General features: G+C 59.9%; 11 protein-coding genes and 2 tRNA genes. 7 read left to right on the top strand and 6 right to left on the bottom strand.

Translation table 11 applies throughout. From position 1 onward, the window contains the following. Positions 1-9: 9 nt before the first annotated feature. The 5 genes from GM668_RS14920 (at position 10) to GM668_RS14940 (ending at position 6,386) form a co-directional block, all read left to right on the top strand. Positions 10-1,440, top strand: coding sequence for an aminotransferase-like domain-containing protein (locus tag GM668_RS14920; RefSeq protein WP_229499350.1), 1,431 nt, complete (start codon positions 10-12; stop codon positions 1,438-1,440). A gap of 141 nt (positions 1,441-1,581) precedes the next feature. Further along, positions 1,582-1,785: a hypothetical protein gene (locus GM668_RS14925; protein ID WP_155439752.1), complete on the top strand. Its 204-nt coding sequence runs from the start codon at positions 1,582-1,584 to the stop codon at positions 1,783-1,785. Between the two features lie 197 nt (positions 1,786-1,982). Continuing rightward, positions 1,983-3,272, top strand: coding sequence for a serine--tRNA ligase (serS, locus tag GM668_RS14930; RefSeq protein ID WP_155439753.1), 1,290 nt, complete (start codon positions 1,983-1,985; stop codon positions 3,270-3,272). A gap of 83 nt (positions 3,273-3,355) precedes the next feature. Then, positions 3,356-3,446: transfer RNA gene (locus GM668_RS14935), tRNA-Ser, on the top strand. 381 nt (positions 3,447-3,827) lie between these two features. Further along, on the top strand, positions 3,828-6,386 hold the full coding sequence (locus tag GM668_RS14940) for an EAL domain-containing protein (RefSeq protein WP_170305650.1): 2,559 nt from the start codon (positions 3,828-3,830) through the stop codon (positions 6,384-6,386). 36 nt (positions 6,387-6,422) lie between these two features. Here the strand turns inward: GM668_RS14940 and GM668_RS14945 are convergent, their stop codons facing one another. The 5 genes from GM668_RS14945 to GM668_RS14965 all read right to left on the bottom strand — a co-directional run bounded on the left by GM668_RS14945 (position 6,423) and on the right by GM668_RS14965 (position 12,356). Then, entirely contained in the window at positions 6,423-7,955 is a 1,533-nt protein-coding gene (locus GM668_RS14945; RefSeq protein ID WP_155439755.1) for a chemotaxis protein CheW, read from the bottom strand. 20 nt (positions 7,956-7,975) lie between these two features. Continuing rightward, on the bottom strand, positions 7,976-8,473 hold the full coding sequence (locus tag GM668_RS14950; protein WP_155439756.1) for a chemotaxis protein CheD: 498 nt from the start codon (positions 8,471-8,473) through the stop codon (positions 7,976-7,978). Next, a complete protein-coding gene (locus GM668_RS14955) occupies positions 8,470-9,303 on the bottom strand; it encodes a CheR family methyltransferase (RefSeq protein ID WP_155439757.1) in 834 nt (277 codons plus the stop codon). The genes GM668_RS14950 and GM668_RS14955 overlap by 4 nt, the downstream gene beginning before the upstream one ends. Positions 9,304-9,305: 2 nt before the next feature. Then, positions 9,306-11,003 carry a methyl-accepting chemotaxis protein gene (locus GM668_RS14960; RefSeq protein WP_155439758.1) on the bottom strand — a complete coding sequence of 566 codons (1,698 nt, stop codon included), beginning with the start codon at positions 11,001-11,003 and terminating at the stop codon, positions 9,306-9,308. A gap of 180 nt (positions 11,004-11,183) precedes the next feature. Continuing rightward, positions 11,184-12,356 (bottom strand): esterase/lipase family protein, encoded by a 1,173-nt coding sequence (locus tag GM668_RS14965; RefSeq protein ID WP_155439759.1) that lies wholly within the window; start codon positions 12,354-12,356, stop codon positions 11,184-11,186. A 431-nt stretch (positions 12,357-12,787) separates the two neighbouring features. Here GM668_RS14965 and GM668_RS30545 point away from each other — a divergent pair, with 431 nt between their 5' ends. Further along, positions 12,788-12,952, top strand: coding sequence for a hypothetical protein (locus tag GM668_RS30545; RefSeq protein WP_170305651.1), 165 nt, complete (start codon positions 12,788-12,790; stop codon positions 12,950-12,952). Positions 12,953-13,005: 53 nt separating this feature from the next. Here GM668_RS30545 and GM668_RS14970 read toward each other — a convergent pair whose 3' ends face one another. Further along, the gene (locus GM668_RS14970; protein WP_155439760.1) at positions 13,006-13,767 is read right to left on the bottom strand and encodes a transporter substrate-binding domain-containing protein; all 762 of its coding nucleotides are present in this window, start codon (positions 13,765-13,767) and stop codon (positions 13,006-13,008) included. A 144-nt stretch (positions 13,768-13,911) separates the two neighbouring features. On the opposite strand from GM668_RS14970, the gene GM668_RS14975 reads away from it, so the two are divergent. Continuing rightward, positions 13,912-14,002: transfer RNA gene (locus tag GM668_RS14975), tRNA-Ser, on the top strand. Positions 14,003-14,108: the final 106 nt, after the last annotated feature.

Below are 14,108 nucleotides of genomic sequence, written 5' to 3' on the forward strand. Positions count from 1 at the left end.
GAGATGCCGATGCAACCGAATCTCTACGAACAATTAGCCAATGAACTGGGCGCGCACATTGCCAGCCGCGTGTTTGCGCCGGGTGACAAGTTGCCATCGATCCGCCACCTGGCGCAGCACAAGCATGTGTCGGTCAGCACGGTGCTGCAAGCATTGCGGCTGCTGGAAGACCGGGGCCTGATTGAAGCGCGTCCGCAAGCGGGATATTACGTGCGGCACCGGCCGCGCGTGCTGGCCGTGGCGGCGCCCGCCGAACCGCTGAAGGAAGCGGCGTATGTCGGCATCAATAACCTGTTGATGCGGGTGCTGAAGGCGAATGAAGCGCCGGGCCTGGCGCACCTGGGTTCCGCCTGGCCGCCCGATGAATTGCTGCCCATCCGCCGCGTGCAAAAAGCCGTCAATACCGTGGTGCGGCGCGATCCCGGCTTGCTGGCCAAAGTCAGCTGTTATGAAACCAATGGGCCGGAATTCGTGCGCCAGGTGGTGCGGCGTGCGCTGGACTGGGGCTCGCTGGATCCGCAGGAAGTGGTGGTCACCAGCTCATGTACGGAAGCCATCAGCCTGTGCCTGCGCGCCGTTGCGCAGCCGGGCGATACGGTTGCCGTGGAATCGGCCACGTATTTCGTGCTGCTGCAATTGATAGAAAGCCTGGGCATGAAGGCGCTGGAAATTCCCACGCATCCGAAGACGGGACCGTCGATCGATGCGCTGGAAGTGGCGCTCAATGCCGGCCTCGTGAAAGCATGCCTGTTCGTGCCGAATGCGAACAATCCGCTGGGCTGCATCATGCCCGAAGAGAATAAGAAGCGGCTGGCGGGCTTGCTGGCGCAGCACCAGGTGCCACTGATTGAAGATGACGTATATGGCGACCTGTGTTTCACGCATGAGCGGCCGTGGCCCGTGAAGGCATATGACACGGCAGGGTATGTGTTGCTGTGTTCTTCATTTTCCAAAGCTGTCACGCCGGCGTCGCGCGTGGGGTTCGTGGCGGCGGGGCGCTGGACCCGGCAAGTGGCTTTGTTAAAAATGGTATCGAGCGGGTCCACCAGCCAGTTCTTCCAGGCCGTGCTGGCGGACTTCCTCACCGGCTCGGCCTATGAAGCGCAAGTGCGCAAAATGCGGCGCGTGCTGTCGCAGCGGATTGCGCGCATGTCCGACGCGGTGGCCGCGTCGTTTCCCCATGAGTGCCTGATTTCAGAGCCGCAGGGCGGCTTTGTGCTGTGGGTGCAAATGCCGCAGCACGTCGATGCGTTGTCGCTGCACGCGCTGGCGGTGGAGCAGGGCGTGGCCATGATGCCGGGGCAGCTGTTCTCTGCATCGGGCAAGTTCTCCAACTGCCTGCGGCTCAATTGCGGCAATGCGTGGAGCCCGGAGATCGAGTCGGCGGTGGCCAAGCTGGGCGCCCTCGTGCATCGCGCGGCGGACCAGCGCGCCGCATAGTCCCTTTATCTGCAGCCTTTTTACGTTTCATCCCTTGTTTTTGACGCTTCGTCGCACGCCGGTGGTGGCGGAGCCTGCGCTTGTCTACAGTGGAGTCATGGAAGCAGTACTGATCAACCGCAGTGACATAAGGAGCGCATCATGAACGTCCTCAAAAACATGGAAGTTATCTTCATTTTCGCTGCCGCCCTGGGCGCCGCCACCAGCTATGCAACGGCCAGCGAACCTGTGATCACGATGGCGGCGGAAGCCGAAGTGATGACCGCGCAAGCCACCGATGCGAATGTGCCAGTCGTTGTGGTTGCGGCAAAACGCTTGACCGCTGCCGAGAAAGCCGCCCTGTAACGGCCGCTTCAAAAAGCTTGCAGCGTTGTTGCAGCTCCTCGCCGTGCAATTGCACTGTCTTCGTCGCAGCGCCTAGCTGCAATCATTTTGAAGCAGCCTTGGTGGGGTGGTTTTTTAGCCGGAGGGCGTAAAACTCGCGTTGGATCGCTTTGAATTGGTACAATTGCCCCTTTCCGAATTTTTTGCGGCAATTCCCCATGATAGACATCCAACTTCTCCGTAAAGATATCGACACCGTCGCAGCCCGCCTGGCCGCGCGCAAGTTTCAACTGGACGTAGCCGCTTTCAATGCCCTGGAAGGCGAGCGCAAAGCGATCCAGATGCGTACTGAAGAACTGCAGAGCAAGCGTAATTCGCTGTCCAAGCAGATCGGTATGTTGAAAGGCAAAGGGGAAGACACGACGGCCGTGATGGCTGAAGTGGCGGGCCTCGGCGATGAGCTGAAGGCCAATGAACAGAATTTGCACGTGGTGCAGGCCAAGATGTCGGCCTTCCTGGAAGCCGTTCCGAACTTGCCGCACGAATCCGTGCCGGTGGGCACCGACGAAACGGGCAACGTGGAAGTGCGCAAATTCGGCACGCCGCGCACCTTTGACTTTGAAGTGAAAGACCACGTGGACGTGGGATCCGCGCTGGGCCTGGACTTCGACACGGCCACCAAACTGACCGGCTCGCGCTTCTCCGTCATGAAAGGCGGCATCGCCCGCCTGCACCGCGCGCTGGCGCAATACATGCTGGATACCCACACGGGAGAGCATGGCTACACCGAATGCTACACGCCGTACATGGTCAACGCGGACAGCCTGCGCGGCACCGGCCAGTTGCCGAAATTCGAAGCGGACTTGTTCTCCGTGAAGAAGGGCGGCGTGGAAGGCGAGGGTGAGACTTTCTACCTGATCCCGACGTCGGAAGTGTCGCTGACCAACATCGTGCGTGACGAAATCGTGGCGGCCGACGCGCTGCCGATCAAGATGACGGCGCACACCCCATGCTTCCGTTCCGAAGCCGGCAGCTATGGCCGCGACACGCGCGGCATGATCCGCCAGCACCAGTTCGACAAAGTGGAATTGGTGCAAGTCGTGCATCCGGAAACGTCGTATGCCGTACTGGAAGAGATGGTCGGCCACGCCGAGAAAATCCTGCAGTCGCTGGGCTTGCCGTACCGCGTGATGTCGCTGTGCACGGGCGACATGGGCTTTGGCGCGGCCAAGACGTATGACCTGGAAGTGTGGCTGCCGGCGCAAAACACGTACCGTGAAATTTCGTCGCTGTCGAACTGCGAAGCCTTCCAGGCCCGCCGCATGCAGGCGCGTTTCCGCAACGCTGCCGGCAAAACCGAATTGCTGCATACGCTGAACGGTTCCGGCCTGGCCGTTGGCCGTACCTTGGTGGCGATCCTGGAAAACTACCAGCAAGCCGATGGTTCGGTGGAGATTCCCGCCGCGTTGCAGCCATACATGGGCGGTTTGACCAAGCTGGTTGCGTAATTTCTAAAATTGCCCTTCCATTTTCCGGAAGGGCTGCTATAATCTTGGCTCTCAACGGCGACCACCGTTAAGTTGCAGCACCTGGAGAGGTGGCAGAGTGGTCGAATGTACCTGACTCGAAATCAGGCGTAGGGTGTCCCCCTACCGTGGGTTCGAATCCCACCCTCTCCGCCAGAACAAAGTAAAAAAGGCTCCCCTGCGGGAGCCTTTTTGCTTTGTGGCGGACGGAGAGGGTGGGATTCGAAGACGGAGCCCCCTAAAGGGGGCGAGGCTATTCGAATCTCCTGACTGTTGCGCCTTTGGCGCAACACCGCGCACCACGGGTGCGCGTCCTTCATACACTTCATGTTTTTCCGGAAACCCCTGTTGCAAACACACCATTGTGAAAATGTGTGAACATTCAGCGCAAGTTGCAGGTGCACAATACCTGAACACCATGCGGCTTCCACCTCAGTAGCAACATTGACAAGCCGGCAGCAACAGGATTCTCCACCCGCACCGCGCGCATGGCCCGGCCCGGGGAACTAGTAAGGGACTCGACTTATGGCTGTTCCTATGCATCCCTCCGCATTGCTGATCAAAGCCAACCCACACATGCGGGCCCGCACCCGCCAGCTCCTCGAACAACTGGGAGCGCACGTGGAAGAAACAGGCGCCGGCATGGATGGCCTGGCCCTGTTTGAAGCCATGACGCCGGATATTGTCGTGCTGGATATGGCCATGCAAGACCTCGACGCCCATACCGTATGCCGCACGATCCGCAAGCTGCCCAACGGCCAGTCCGTACCCGTGCTGGCCTTGCTGGATTATGAAGACAGCCGCGTCATCGACGCGGCCTACGACGCGGGCGCCACGGACTGCCTGGTTAAACCCGTCTGCGCCACCGTATTGCGGCGCCGCGTGCGCTACATGCTCGATAGCCGCCACTGCCTGCACGTGCTGGCCGCGAAAGAAGCGCAGCTGGCCAAGGCGCAAAGCATTGCCGCAGTCGGCAGCTGGTACTGGGATATCCTGGAAGGGCATATCCAGATGTCCGATGAAATGCGCCGCCTGCACGGCACGACGGAAGATGTCGTCGATGGCAATTGCGACGTGCTGCTGCGCCACGTGCATCCGGAAGACCGCCCGCTGGTGGAACTGGCGCTGCAAAATGCGTGGCGCCTGGGCCTGCCGTACGACATCGAATACCGCTTGCTGTGCGCTGATGGCACGCAGCGCTACGTACAGGGCAAATGTGAAGTGGCGATGGCCCCGTCGCGCCAGCCGCTGCGCATGGTGGGCACGGTGCAAGACATCAGCGAACGCAAACTGCAGGAAGTACGCCTGCTGAAAACCGCCAACTATGACGTGTTGACGGACATCCCCAACCGCAACCTGTTGAACGACCGCGTGACGCAAGCCATCGCGCATGCGCAGCGCGCGGGCCAGCAGGTGGTGATGTGCTGCCTCGATCTCGATGGTTTTAAATTCATCAACAACAGCTTTGGCTATGCGGCGGGCGACATGCTGCTGCGCATGGTGGCGCTGCGCTTGACGGACGCGGTGCGCGAATGCGATACGGTGGCGCGCCTGGGCGGCGGCGAATTCATCGTGGTCTTGCACGGCGTCGACAAGGATGCGCCGGTGGGGGCATTGGCCCGCAAGATAATGAACCAGTTCCTCGCGCCATTCGTCGTGGAAGGCCAGGACATTTACGTTACGGCCAGCGTCGGCATCAGCGTCTATCCGCAAGACAGCCATAACGGCGACGGCTTGCTGCGCTGTGCCGACGCGGCGCTGCATATGGCGAAAGGGCGGGGCCGCAATTGCGCGGAATTTTATACGCATAAAATGGGCGTCGATGCCGAGCGCCATATGGCGCTGGAAACCGCCATGCGCACGGCGCTGGACAACGGTGAATTCGAACTGGATTACCAGCCCAAGGTGGCGCTGCGCGGCGGGCAAGTGTTTGGCATGGAAGCGCTGCTGCGGTGGCGCCGTCCCGGCCTTGGCGTCGTGTCGCCGGCCGAATTCATCCCGCTGGCGGAAGAAACGGGCGCCATTGTCGCCATCGGCGAATGGGTACTGCGCACCGCATGCCGCCAGTTGCGGCACTGGCATGACATGGGGCACACGCAATTGACGATGGCCGTGAATTTGTCGCCGCGCCAGTTCGTGCGGCAAGACGTGCCCGCACTGATCCGCGCCACCCTGGCCGACAGCGGCTTGCCTGCCAAGGCGCTGGAACTGGAGCTGACGGAAAGTATCCTGATGAGCGATGGCACCGGCGTGCGCGACGCGCTGTTGCAATTGAAAGCCATCGGCGTCACGCTGGCGCTCGATGACTTTGGCACCGGCTATTCCAGCCTGTCGTACCTGAAGCGCTTCCCCATCGATGTGCTGAAAATCGACCGCTCATTTATCCAGGACCTGGCGGCCGATGCGGAAGATGCGTCGCTGACCCGCACCATCGTGCTGATGGCGCAATCGCTGCACATGAAAACCGTGGCGGAAGGCGTGGAAACGCTGGCGCAACTGAGTTTTTTAAGGCGCTGCAAGTGCGATGCGATTCAGGGTTATTTCTTCAGCAAGCCATTGAATGCGGACGCCATGACCAGCTTGCTGCGCGACCGGCGCTGCCTGCCGGCCGTGGTCAATGCGGTCAACCCGCGCCAGACTTTGCTGATCGTGCATGACAGCATGGACGTGGTGGCGTCGCTGTCCGGCATGCTGCGCGACGAGGGTTATCAGATCCTGGGCGCCGCCACACCGGAACAAGCATTTGAGTTGCTGGCCATCCATCCGGTGCAAGTGATCCTGTGCACACTGCGCCTGCCCGCGATGAGCGGTACCGCGCTGCTGGAACGCGTCAAGAAGATGTGCCCGGAAACCATCCGCATCCTGTTGTCCGAGCACCGCGACCTCGATGCGGTACTGGAAGCCATCGACCGCGGCACGGCATACCGCTTCTATAGCAAGCCGTGGGATGAACGCAAGCTGCGGGAAAACTTGCGTGATGCGTTCCGCCATCAGGCGGCGTTGTATGGCAGCGGCAATGCCGGCGCGGGCAATGGCGCCGACGGCGACGACCCCTTTACTGGCGACGCCTTGCCGGCGCTGCTGGAACGCGGTTAGCGCTTGCCGGCTGCGCGCCAGTACCCGTCTGCAACGCTACGCCGCCCGAGGAGACAGTTCCGCCTGCAGCGCTTCCAGCAGCCTGCCGCAGTCAAATACTTTGAGTGTGGTGCGCACGCCATCCGGGCTGTCAGTAATGTCGATGACTTCCCCTGCATCCCGCTGCAGCGCACTGTCCGCATTTTTATTGCGCATCAGGCTGGGGGCGGCAAAGCGTTTGCTGTCTTCGATGGTCTTGATGCTGTCGACGGCATCGACAATCAATCCATAGCAATTGCCATCCAGTTCGCCAATCAGGATTTTCTGTTCCGACGCCTCCGCCAGCGGCGCCATGCCGTACAGCGCGCGCAAATCAATCAGCGTCACCATTTGCTGGCGCAAATTCAACATGCCGCGCATGTAATCCGGCATGCCGGGCGGGCACGAGATGGCGCCGGAAACGTCGATGATTTCGCGGACTTTCCTGATTTCCACGGCATACGTCATGTCCAGCTTGAACGTGATGTACACCTTGCGGCTGGCATTGCGTTTCAAGCGCTCTTGCTCGGTGCTTTCCGCCGTGCTTTCGCCGGGGTACAGGCTGGCGTGGCCTTTTTGCATGTCGAGAATTTCACTGCGCGACAGGATTTGTTGATGATCGAGCAAAATCACGTCTTCGTGCTCCGGCCGGGAAATGCAGCCCCTGAACATGCCGGAACGGGCTTTGCTTAGCAACGGAATCGGCATCACGTCATCTTCGGCAAAGTGAATGATGTTGTCCACCGAGTCCACCATGAAGCCCACCGTGGCGTCGTCCGTGCGGACAATGATGATGCGCCGCTCCGGCGGCGCTGCGCACGTTTCTGCCGGCGCCGTTTCCTGTTCCGCCAGCAGCCGGGCGAAGTCCACCACGGCAACCGGGCTGCCGCGGAAATTGATGCGGCCCAGGCACAGCTTGCTGTTCAGCAGGGAACTGTGAATTTCCGGCACATTGATGATTTCCTGGATGCCGCTCATGTCGAAGGCAAATGATGCGGACCCCACGTGGAAGCTGACGCAGCGGCGCCGCGCCGCCAGCGTGTGAAAGTGCTGGCGCTGCTGCTTTTGGCATGCCGTTTGCAGGGCCAGCACGTGCGGCACGTTTTCGATGCTGATCAGGGCATGCGGATCGAGTACCTGAATCAGGCGATCACCCTGTTCCAGCAAAATGGTGCCGGCAATGACGCCTTGCGTGCTGCCGCGCGCATAATTGAGCGTACTACGCTGGTCGGGACGCACGCGCAGCACTTCACCTGTCGCATGAAACAAAATGCCGACCAGCACTTGCTGGAAATCGACGATGGCGATCTTGTGGCTTTTGTCGGCCCGTGGCGCATCGGGCTGGAAGATGCGGCCCAGGTTGACCACCGGGATGACGCTGCCCCGCAGCGTGAAGATGCCTTCGAGGTAGGGGGGCGCCAATGGGATGGCGCTGATCCTGTCCGGGAAGTTGACGACTTCGCGGATGCTGCTGGCGGGCAGGGCGAACTCGTCGCCGCCCAGCACAAACGAGCCAAACAGTTCAGTGGCGGTGGGTTCCTGGCTGGTCATATGCTGTCATGCTCCGCTGATCAATCTTGCACCGGCACGATGTCGCGCACGATGACGTTCTGGGTGGCGCAATCGACGTACATGGTGCGGCCGTATTCGCCGCCCAGGCACGTGGCGCTGACGTGCAGGCCCCGCTCGCGCAGGTATTTGCGGGCCGCCGCGGCATTTTGCCGGCCTACTTGCAGGCGCTGCGAGCGCTTGTCGAGCATGCTGGCGCCGCCCGCCACGACGGCTTCGATATCGGGGTAGTCTTCTTCATGCGCGCCCATCAGCCGCAGCAGGCTGGGCACGGCCACGCTGACATAGCGCGCACTGGCGGCCAATTCGGCAGCGGAGGCTTGCTGTCCAGGCGCTTCCGGCAGCAGGCAATGCGCCAGGCCGCAGCGCCCGGCTGCTTTCCAGATCAGGGCAATGCCGACGCATGACCCCAGCACAGCTTCCAGCTGGCCGCCGCTGGCGCCGATTTTCAATTGGCCGATGCCGACGCGCTGGCATCCCGCTGCAGGTACGGTATTCATGATGCGACTGCCTTCATCTGGTAAATCATAGGGCGCGCCAGCGTATAAGCGGTGTCCAGGCGGCTGATGGATTCGGACTCGCCGATGATCATGACGGCGTGGTGCGCCATGCTGCGGCGGGCCTGCTCCAGCACCGTGTGCTGATGCGCGAGGTCGAAATAAATCAATACATTGCGCAGCAAGACCAGGTCGAATTGCTGCTGTGGCTGCAGTGGATGCAGCAAATTGTGGCAGCGCAGTTCGATATTTTTGCGCAGGGTGTCGTTCACTTGCATGCATCCCTGTGGCGATGGCTGGAAGTAGTTCGCCAGCCGCGCCGGATACGCTTCGCGCAGGCGCTGCACGGAGCGGCCGGAATAGCAGCCTGAGCGCGCCAGGTCCAGCATCTGGCGCGAAATATCCGTGCCCACGATGCGGTAGCGGAAAGCCGGATGTTTGGCGTGGAATTCTTCGCAGAGCATGGCCAGCGAATACAGTTCCTCGCCACTGGCGGCGGCAGCGGACCAGATGTCGAGCCGCTTGCCCCGGTGCTCGCTCCACCACTGCGGCAGGAACTCCTGTTCCAGGTACGCCCATATTTGCGGCGTGCGGAAAAACAGCGTGTCGTTGGTGGTAACGAGGTCGATAAAATGGGGCACTTCGTCGCTGTCTTGTTCCACCCTGTCCAGGTAAGCGCGATAGCCGGACAGCGCCAGCGCATCCATGCGCGGGCGCAGGCGCCGTTCCAGCAAATTGCGTTTGTGTTCCCCCATCGTGATGCCCGTGTGCTTGCGGACCAGGGCAATCAGCGCTGCCAATGTCGGCCGGTCCAGTTCAGGGGCGGCGGCCATGGTCACACGACGAACCCTGAAACTGTTTTATTCAAGTCGCCCGCCTGCTGGTTCAAGCCTTCGATGGAGCGGGCAATGCTGTCGCACGACGCAGCGGATTTTTCCGCTTCTTCCGCGATATAGCCAATCGCCGTGCTGACTTCGCGCGCCGTCAGCAATTGTTCGTGGGCGGCTTTGGAAATGTCGGAAATGGCCAGCGTGGTATTGGCCACGCCCGCTGCGATCTTGTCGAACGCTTCGCCAGCCTGGCGCGAAATTTCGCTGCCGGCCGACGCCCGTTTGACGGATTCGTTGATCAGCTTGGAGATTTCCTTGGTGGCTTGCGACGAGCGCTCGGCCAGCTTGCGCACTTCATCGGCGACCACGGAAAAGCCCAGCCCATGTTCTCCGGCGCGCGCCGCTTCGATGGCGGCATTAAATGCCAGCATATTGGTCTGGCTGGCGATTTCACTGATGACCTTGACGATTTCCCCGATGTCTTCCGACGAACGGTTGATCAAGTCCATCGCTTCCATCGATTTTGCAACGGCTTTGGCGCCGGCTTCCGCTTCCTGCTGCGTGGACTTGGCCAGCTGGTCGGCATTGCGGGTACTGTTGGCGATGGTGTCGATGGAGGTCGTCAAGCCATCGACTGACGCATTCATTTCTTCCACGGTGGCGCCCAGCGCCTGCGTGCCCAGTGCGACGCCGGACGAGCGTTCCGCAATCGACGTGGACGCGGCGCCGAGGCCATTGGCTGCATTGACGACTTCGCCAATCACCTGGCGCAAGTCGCCGATCATTTTGCGTATGCCGGCTGCCAGGTGGTCCAGCGCTTCTTCGCCCTCGACTGCGATCTGGCTGGTCAAGTCGCCCCGTGCGGCCTTGTCGACGGATTCCAGCAAACGGTTGATTTTTGCCTTGTCGGCCGCGGCCTGGGTTTTCACGGCATTTTCCAATGCGACTTGCTCGGTGATATCCGTCGCATATTTAACGATCTTATATGGCTTGCCATTTAAATCAAAGATCGGATTATAAGTTGCCTGAATCCAAATTTCTTTCCGATCATTACCAATGCGTTTGTAACGGCCGGTATCAAATTCACCGCGATTTAACTTTTGCCAGAATCGCTTATATTCCTGGCTATTGGCATAATCCGCTTCGCAAAACATGCGGTGATGCTCACCGATAATATCTTCCTGCGTATAATTCATAACCGACAAGAAGTTGTCATTCGCACTTAGTATATGGCCCTGCATGTCGAATTCAATCACGGCCAGCGCTTTACCGATGGCGCTGACTTTGCCTTCATATTCTGTGTTGCGTTTCTTGCTTTCCGTTACGTCCGTGGCAAATTTCACGACTTTATACGGCTTGCCGTCGCTATCGAGGATCGGGGTATAGGATGCGTTGATCCACACTTCGCGCCCACCTTTGCCCAGGCGTTTGTACTCTCCCTGGTCGAAGTCGCCGTTGCGCAGGCGAGACCAGAACTGCTTGTAGGCTGGGCTGCGCACATAGTCTGGCTCGCAAAACATCGAGTGGTGTTGCCCTTGAACTTCGTCCAGGGTGTAGCCCATAGCGTGCAGGAAATTTTCGTTGGCATGCAAGACCGTGCCATCAAGGTTGAATTCAATGACGGCCTGAACGCAATTTAGCGCGCTCATCACAGCGTGTAATTCCAGGTCCTGCGACTTGACTTCACCACTTGGAGCATTCATGACGGACTCACTTCATTTAGGGAATAGACGGTAACTTGCAGAGGGCATTGTTATTGAGGAAACGCAAAGCAGAGTTCGCGTTTCTCCTTTAAATGATGGCGAATTTTTCGCGGAAGATTCTCACACTTTGTCACATTTTTAGTGATAAAGCGATTTAACAGGCTGCCGGGCTGTTATCCGTTACATCCACTGCAATAATATATCCGCGACCTGTGGCGCGTTTAATAACTCCATGTGGTTAATACCATGAACGATGGCTTGCCGTTCTTTTGCAAAGGCCAGTGTGCGCGCAGGGTCGGCATCGCGGCCCAATGCACTGTCCAGCGGCACCAGCCCGTCGCCCACGAATTTGCAGCGCAAACGGCCGGTGTCGATGGCGCCTGCCACGGCATGGCACGCAACGCCTTGTGGCAGCGGTACGAATGCCGGCAATCCGGCGCCATGGGCAAAGCGGTCGCGGCCCAGCCAGTCCGTGTCCAGCAAACTGCCGTGGCGCAAGTCCGTAATGCCAGCGCTGCGCAATTTCGCCAGACGGGAAAACGGGGCGCTGTATTTGCTGAGGTCGGTCATGACGTGGACCCAGTTGCCGCCTTGTTCCAGCGGTGCGCCATGGTGCGGCGAGCCGAGGAAGACAATGTTCGTCAGCAGCTTCAGCCAGCTGTATCCCGCTTCCGCGCCGTAATGGCAGGCGCTGCGCGTGACCAGGCCGCCCATGCTGTGGCCGATGATTGCCAATTCTGTCACGGGTACCGGCCAGGACAGCGCCAGCGCCTGCAACTGCCGTGCGAAATCGCGGCCATTTTCCGCGATATGGCGGCCCGTGTTGTAGTGCAGGTAGACGGGCGTATAGCCCCGCTCGCGCCACAGCAATTCACCGTGGTCATGGCCATGGCGGCGCCACTGTAAATCATTCATGCACAGGCCATGCACCAGCACGACGATGCGGCCTGTGATCTGCCCACGTTCCATTTCCGCGCCCACGGCCAGCGGAGCGCCGTGGCGGCGCAATTGCATGGAAATGGCCAGCGGGTTGTTGCTGCGCGCCAAGGTGTCGCCCAGTACGCCATTGACGGCGGCGATCAGCGCTTCACGTCCATTGGACGGCGCTGATTCACCCAGGAAGGGTTGCAGCGCCGCCAGGGTCCGCTCCAGCCCGGCGCCGACCAGATTGGCGGAACTGCGCACGCCCCCATAGACCAGCGATGCGGCCCGCGCCAGCGGCTTGCCGGCAGGAACATTGGACAAAATGGCGGTATGCAGTGCTTCCGCGATATCGGCCACCCCTTGCACCGCTCCGGTGGCCAGCCGTGTTGCCCCGGCCAGCTCGCTTGCACGAAAGATTTTGTTCGGCATTCACTTATCCTCAACACGTGGCCATGGAACGCCGATTCTAGGCTGAAATGCGTGCCTTGCAGGCACATGCGATGTCGAGGTTTTCGTCTAATGCCTGCAGGCAATCAATGCAGGTGATTATTCGCTGGGCAATTCCCGCACCTCGACCGTGCCGCCGCCTTCATACACGGGATTGCCGTCGAGAAAAGCCTGTGTTGCTTCCATGCTGGCGGCGCGGATGCGGATATAGCCATCGGCCAGCTTCCGGGGAGGGGGGCGTGTAACTATGCAAAATTGGCATAAGTTTATGCAATTTGAGAATTGGAACGAAAATGGCATTGCTCATAATATAGTCAACGGCAGCTAGATCTTTGCAAGCAACTGCAAGAATGATCAAAACGGCTGCAGACACGTACCCCGTACCCGTACCGTTGACGATCTGGAGCAAATACATGACTCAGCAGACCCAGCCGACCAAAGAGCAAGTTCGGCTTTACATGGAAGCGCGGCAAAACCAGCAATGCCCGCCGCCTTCAATCCCGGAAATCCGCCGCCAGCTGGGCTGGGGCTTGACGCAAGCGCTGGACAGCGGTGGCAGGCGGGAGGGACGGCTGTAATCAAATTCACGCGCGGCGCCCGCCATCAGCGTGGGCGCTGTCCGCCAGTCTTGTTATTTCTTCGTGGTAATCAGCCACGCAGGTTTTTCTCCCTTCACGATGCGCAATCCATCCATTTCGCGCGCCAGGAAATCGGCCAGCGCGCCATCGGCGTTCAGCGTGAAATAACTGCGGTGCACGGCAGTTGAGACCAGTGTGGTTCCGGTCGGCAGTGTCTTGCCGCGCAGCGCGGCGAAATCGCGCTGGGTCAGGTAGTGCAGCGTGGATTCCGCCATGATGGTCATATCGATGCGGCCCAGCACGAGGTTTTGGTAATTCTGTTCGGGGCTGGCATTATCGGCACGCGATACGTAGCCTTGTTTGATGGCGTTTTCCAATGCGCCGAACGGATAGTGGTGGCCCAGCACGCCGCCGAAGCGCAATCCCCGCAGCGATTCCATTTGCTCCAGTTCCACGGCCTTGCCCGGCATGGCCAGCATGACGGCGTTATCGTCCATCAGTGCGCGGCCCCAGCGGTAGCGCGCGGCGTTCGGGAAAAATTCGGGCGCTACCCAAGGGGCGAGGATGGGCGTACCTGTGCGCTCCAGCATGGCGTCAAAGCGCAGGCGCGGCACGACTTGCAGTTCAAACTGGTAGCGCCCGCCGCTGGCATTTTCCAACAGCGTGCACAGCTGCTTGCTCAAGCCATCGCCATTGGCTTCGACGAACGGGGGAAAGTCGTAGTAGGTCAATACCAGCACTTTTTCCGCCGCTGCCGCAGCCATCGTCCAGGTCGCCAGCATCCACAGCACCACACATCGCAACCAAACCAGCATCTCGGGCTCCAGGCAGTCGGTATTGGGGTGATTGTAGATTAGTTATGCTGATTAGAAATAAATTGCTTTGGGTACTGGTAATTTGAAACCCGGGCGTCTATAATGCGTGCTCTCAACGGCGACCACCGTTAAGTTGCAGTACCTGGAGAGGTGGCAGAGTGGTCGAATGTACCTGACTCGAAATCAGGCGTAGGGTTTCCCCCTACCGTGGGTTCGAATCCCACCCTCTCCGCCAGAACACAATGAAAAAAGGCTCCCCTGCGGGAGCCTTTTTTCATTGTGTTTGGACGGAGCGGGTGGGATTCGAAGACGGAGCCCCCTAAAGGGGGCGAGGCTATTCG

The organism is Pseudoduganella ginsengisoli, from assembly GCF_009720865.1.
In the GTDB taxonomy this organism is placed as follows: domain Bacteria; phylum Pseudomonadota; class Gammaproteobacteria; order Burkholderiales; family Burkholderiaceae_D; genus Rugamonas; species Rugamonas ginsengisoli.

What these genes read in the sequence shown, in the direction of transcription:
- GM668_RS30545 (WP_170305651.1), top strand. Translation starts at nt 12,788, where the DNA reads ATGACTCAGCAGACCCAGCCGACCAAAGAGCAAGTTCGGCTTTACATG.
- GM668_RS14955 (WP_155439757.1), bottom strand. Translation starts at nt 9,303, where the DNA reads ATGGCCGCCGCCCCTGAACTGGACCGGCCGACATTGGCAGCGCTGATT.
- GM668_RS14965 (WP_155439759.1), bottom strand. Translation starts at nt 12,356, where the DNA reads ATGCCGAACAAAATCTTTCGTGCAAGCGAGCTGGCCGGGGCAACACGG.
- GM668_RS14925 (WP_155439752.1), top strand. Translation starts at nt 1,582, where the DNA reads ATGAACGTCCTCAAAAACATGGAAGTTATCTTCATTTTCGCTGCCGCC.
- GM668_RS14970 (WP_155439760.1), bottom strand. Translation starts at nt 13,767, where the DNA reads ATGCTGGTTTGGTTGCGATGTGTGGTGCTGTGGATGCTGGCGACCTGG.
- GM668_RS14960 (WP_155439758.1), bottom strand. Translation starts at nt 11,003, where the DNA reads ATGAATGCTCCAAGTGGTGAAGTCAAGTCGCAGGACCTGGAATTACAC.
- GM668_RS14945 (WP_155439755.1), bottom strand. Translation starts at nt 7,955, where the DNA reads ATGACCAGCCAGGAACCCACCGCCACTGAACTGTTTGGCTCGTTTGTG.
- GM668_RS14920 (WP_229499350.1), top strand. Translation starts at nt 10, where the DNA reads ATGCAACCGAATCTCTACGAACAATTAGCCAATGAACTGGGCGCGCAC.
- GM668_RS14940 (WP_170305650.1), top strand. Translation starts at nt 3,828, where the DNA reads ATGCATCCCTCCGCATTGCTGATCAAAGCCAACCCACACATGCGGGCC.
- GM668_RS14950 (WP_155439756.1), bottom strand. Translation starts at nt 8,473, where the DNA reads ATGAATACCGTACCTGCAGCGGGATGCCAGCGCGTCGGCATCGGCCAA.
- serS (WP_155439753.1), top strand. Translation starts at nt 1,983, where the DNA reads ATGATAGACATCCAACTTCTCCGTAAAGATATCGACACCGTCGCAGCC.